Here is a 3,870-nt window from a genome sequence, read left to right as displayed (position 1 = left end):
CCTCCCCTGCATAGGGGAGTCTTCCCCGTCGACCACAGCCGCCCCCTCCCCCCCCCTCCTCCCCCCCTCCCCCCCCCCTCCCCCCCCCCCCCCCCCCCCCCCCCCCCCCCCACCCGGTTGCGCGGCCGGCTCAGCGATAAACTGGGCCCCTTCCGTACGCGATCCAGCCGAAGGCCGCAGCATGAAAATCTCGCAACGTGCCCAGGCCGTCGCCCCCTTCTACGCCATGGAGTTCGGCAAGCATGCCGCGGCGCTGGAGGCCCGGGGCCACCACGTCGTCAAGCTCAGCCTCGGTGAGCCGGACTTCGGCGCGCCCGAGGCCGTACGGAACGCGATGCGCGAGGCCATGGACGGCCGGCCGATGACCTACACGGCGGCGCTCGGGCTGCCCGCCCTGCGGCAGGCGATCGCGCGCTTCTACCGGGACCGGCACGCAGTGGAGGTCGACCCCGCCCGGGTCGTCGTGACCGCGGGCGCCTCGGCCGCCCTGGTACTGGCCACGGCGGCCCTCGTCGACGCCGGCGACGAGGTGCTCATCGCGGACCCGTCGTATCCCTGCAACCGTCAGATCGTCGAGAGCTTCGGCGCGGACGTCACGCTCGTTCCCACCACGGTCGCGTCCCGCTTCCAGTTGAACGCCGCGTCGGTACGGGCGAGTTGGACGGACCGCACCCGCGGCGTCATGATCGCCACCCCGTCGAACCCGACGGGTACCTCCGTCCCGGCCGACGAGCTGGCGGCCATCTGCGAGTTCGCCCGCGAGCGCGACGCGTGGCGCATCGTGGACGAGATCTACCTCAACCTCGGCGACCACGACGCCCAGGGCGAGCCGCCGCGCAGCGCGCTGTCGTACGACCCCGACGCCATCGTCATCAACAGCTTCTCGAAGTACTTCGGCATGACCGGCTGGCGGCTGGGCTGGTGCGTCGTCCCCGAGGCCCTCGTGCCGGCGCTGGAGCGTCTGGCCCAGAACTACTTCCTGTGCGCATCCACTCCCGCGCAGCATGCGGCCCTGTCCTGCTTCACCCCGGAGTCCCTGGCGGTCTGCGAGGAACGGCGGGTCGAGTTCACCGAGCGGCGCGCGCTCGTCCTCGACGGCCTGACCCGGATCGGCCTGCCGGTCCCCGTCCCGCCCGACGGCGCGTTCTACGTCTACTTCGACGTCGCCCGCACCGGACTCACCTCATGGGAGTTCTGCGAACGCGCGCTCCAGGAGGCGCACGTGGCGCTCACCCCTGGCCGGGACTTCGGCGTCCGCACGGCGGACACCCACGTCCGCCTCTCCTACGCGGCGTCGGCCGACGACCTCCGCGAGGGAATCGCCCGCCTCGGGAAGTTCCTGGCCACGCTCGGGTAGGCGGCCGGCGGGTCGCCCCCATGCCCACCGCCACGCCGAGACCGACGGCGCCCGACCTTGAAGGTGACCGACGCTGCCTGAGCATCGATACTTCCCGTAGAGGTCAGAGGCTCATCTTCCAGTCTCACCAGGAGGTACCCATGAGGATGCTGATCAACGTCCCCGAGACCGTCGTCGCCGATGCGCTGCGTGGCCTGGCGGCCGCCCATCCCGAGTTGACCGTCGATGTCGAGAACCGGGTGATCGTACGGCGGGACGCCCCCGTGGCGGGGAAGGTCGCCCTGGTTTCCGGCGGTGGTTCGGGGCACGAGCCGCTGCACGGTGGCTTCGTGGGACCCGGGATGCTCTCCGCGGCCTGCCCCGGCGAGGTGTTCACGTCACCGGTACCGGACCAGATGGTGCGGGCGGCGGCGGCCGTGGACAGCGGTGCCGGTGTGCTGTTCATCGTGAAGAACTACACGGGTGACGTGCTCAACTTCGACATGGCGGCCGAACTCGCCGAGGACGAGGGCATCCAGGTCGCCAAGGTCCTGGTCGACGACGACGTGGCGGTCACCGACAGTCTGTACACCGCCGGGCGGCGCGGCACGGGGGCGACGCTCTTCGTGGAGAAGATCGCGGGGGCCGCGGCCGACGAGGGGCAGCCGCTGGAGCGGGTGCAGTCGATCGCCCGGCAGGTCAACGAGAACTCCCGCAGTTTCGGGGTCGCGCTGAGCGCCTGCAGCACGCCGGCCAAGGGCAGCCCGACCTTCGATCTGCCGCCCGGCGAGCTGGAGTTGGGCATCGGCATCCACGGCGAGCCCGGCCGGGAGCGGCGGCCGATGATGACCTCGCGGGAGATCGCCGACTTCTCGGTCGGCGCGATCCTGGACGACATGGCCCCGCGCAATCCCGTCCTCGTCCTGGTCAACGGCCTGGGCTCGACGCCACTGCTGGAGCTGTACGGCTTCAACGCCGAGGTGCAGCGGGTGCTCGCCGAGCGCGGAGTCGCCGTCGCCCGGATCCTCGTCGGCAACTACGTCACCTCCCTGGACATGGCCGGTGCCTCGGTCACCCTGTGCCAGATCGACGAGGAACTGCTGCGTCTGTGGGACGCGCCGGTGAAGACGGCGGGACTGCGCTGGGGAGTGTGAGCGGGCGAGGCCCAGCGGACACGACGTACCGACCACGCAAGGAGATCCAGTGCTCGACGCCGACTTCTTCCGCCGTTGGATGACGGCGACCGCCACGTCCGTCGACCGCGAGGCGGAACGGCTCACCGCCCTCGACTCGCCCATCGGGGACGCCGACCACGGCAGCAATCTGCGGCGCGGGTTCACCGCGGTGACCGCGGCGCTGGACAAGGAGGCACCGGACACGCCGGGGGCGGTCCTGATGCTCGCCGGTCGCACTCTCATCTCGACCGTCGGTGGCGCCTCGGGGCCGCTGTACGGCACGTTGCTGCGCCGCACCGGCAAGGCGCTCGGTGACGCCGGCGAGGTCAGCGAGGAGCGGTTCGCCGAGGCGCTGCGCGAGGGCGTGGACGCGGTCAGGACGCTCGGCGGAGCCGCGCCCGGCGACAAGACCATGATCGACGCCTTGGTGCCGGCCCTCGACGCGCTCGGCGACGGCTTCGCCGCGGCCCGGGCCGCCGCCGAGGAGGGCGCCCTGGCGACCACGCCGTTGCAGGCCCGCAAGGGACGGGCGAGTTACCTCGGGGAACGCAGCATCGGGCATCAGGATCCCGGTGCCACGTCGGCGTCGCTGCTCGTGGCGGGACTCGTGGAGGCGGCCGGTGAGTGACGGGAAGCTGGTCGGGATCGTGCTGGTGTCGCACAGCGCGGAGGTCGCCGCGTCGGTGGCCGAGTTGGCCAAGGGGCTGGTGGGTGGCGGCCCCGAGGTGCCCGTCGCCCCGGCGGGCGGCACCGAGGGCGGCGGGCTCGGTACCAGCGCGGAGCTGATCGCCGCCGCGGCCGCCGCCGTGGACCGGGGGGCCGGCGTCGCCGTCCTCACCGACCTCGGCAGCGCCGTCCTCACCGTGAAGGCCCTGCTCGCCGAGGGCGACGAACTCCCGGCCCACACCCGCCTGGTGGACGCCCCGTTCGTCGAGGGGGCGGTGGCCGCGGTCGTCACGGCGGCCACGGGAGCCGACCTCGCGGCGGTGGAGGCGGCGGCCGTGGAGGCGTACACGTACCGGAAGGTATGAGCCCCTTCGGACGGCTAGGGCCTGCCGGATCACGTCGCAGGACATCCGCGGCGCCTCATCGACGCAGGTAGGCGGGGCGTGGTACGTCGGGCGGCACGGCGGAGGAGGGCGTCGACGCGATGGCGGTTCCCCCGCTCGAGCGAAGTCGGGAGTGGGGGAGTCGGCAACCGACGAGAACGCCGCGGATCGGCGTGCCAGGCCCCGCGTCCGCGGCATGATCCGCCGGACAGGCCCTAGTAGTGCTTCGTTAGGTTCTCGTTCTGGTTCTGCGGGTTTTGAGGGGGTGGCCGCAGGTGATGCAGGTGCCGGTCCAGCACCTCAGTAGGTC

Annotated in this window: 4 protein-coding genes; all 4 read left to right on the top strand. The window is 72.3% G+C overall.

Features of this window, described 5'->3' with window-relative positions; all coding sequences use genetic code 11:
- Positions 1-181 precede the first annotated feature (181 nt).
- The 4 genes from ACZ5XS_RS25930 (at position 182) to ACZ5XS_RS25915 (ending at position 3,542) form a co-directional block, all read left to right on the top strand.
- On the top strand, positions 182-1,357 hold the full coding sequence (locus tag ACZ5XS_RS25930) for a pyridoxal phosphate-dependent aminotransferase (protein ID WP_468655133.1): 1,176 nt from the start codon (positions 182-184) through the stop codon (positions 1,355-1,357).
- Positions 1,358-1,497: 140 nt separating this feature from the next.
- Positions 1,498-2,490: a dihydroxyacetone kinase subunit DhaK gene (dhaK, locus tag ACZ5XS_RS25925; protein ID WP_468655131.1), complete on the top strand. Its 993-nt coding sequence runs from the start codon at positions 1,498-1,500 to the stop codon at positions 2,488-2,490.
- A gap of 49 nt (positions 2,491-2,539) precedes the next feature.
- A complete protein-coding gene (gene dhaL, locus ACZ5XS_RS25920; protein ID WP_468655129.1) occupies positions 2,540-3,139 on the top strand; it encodes a dihydroxyacetone kinase subunit DhaL in 600 nt (199 codons plus the stop codon).
- Positions 3,132-3,542 (top strand): PTS-dependent dihydroxyacetone kinase phosphotransferase subunit DhaM, encoded by a 411-nt coding sequence (locus ACZ5XS_RS25915; RefSeq protein WP_468655128.1) that lies wholly within the window; start codon positions 3,132-3,134, stop codon positions 3,540-3,542. The genes dhaL and ACZ5XS_RS25915 overlap by 8 nt, the downstream gene beginning before the upstream one ends.
- Positions 3,543-3,870 lie beyond the last annotated feature (328 nt).

The sequence above is a fragment of the Streptomyces sp. NPDC033131 genome (genome assembly GCF_055578365.1).
This window is presented reverse-complemented; position numbering and strand designations above follow the sequence as displayed.

What these genes read in the sequence shown, in the direction of transcription:
- ACZ5XS_RS25930 (WP_468655133.1), top strand. Translation starts at nt 182, where the DNA reads ATGAAAATCTCGCAACGTGCCCAGGCCGTCGCCCCCTTCTACGCCATG.
- dhaK (WP_468655131.1), top strand. Translation starts at nt 1,498, where the DNA reads ATGAGGATGCTGATCAACGTCCCCGAGACCGTCGTCGCCGATGCGCTG.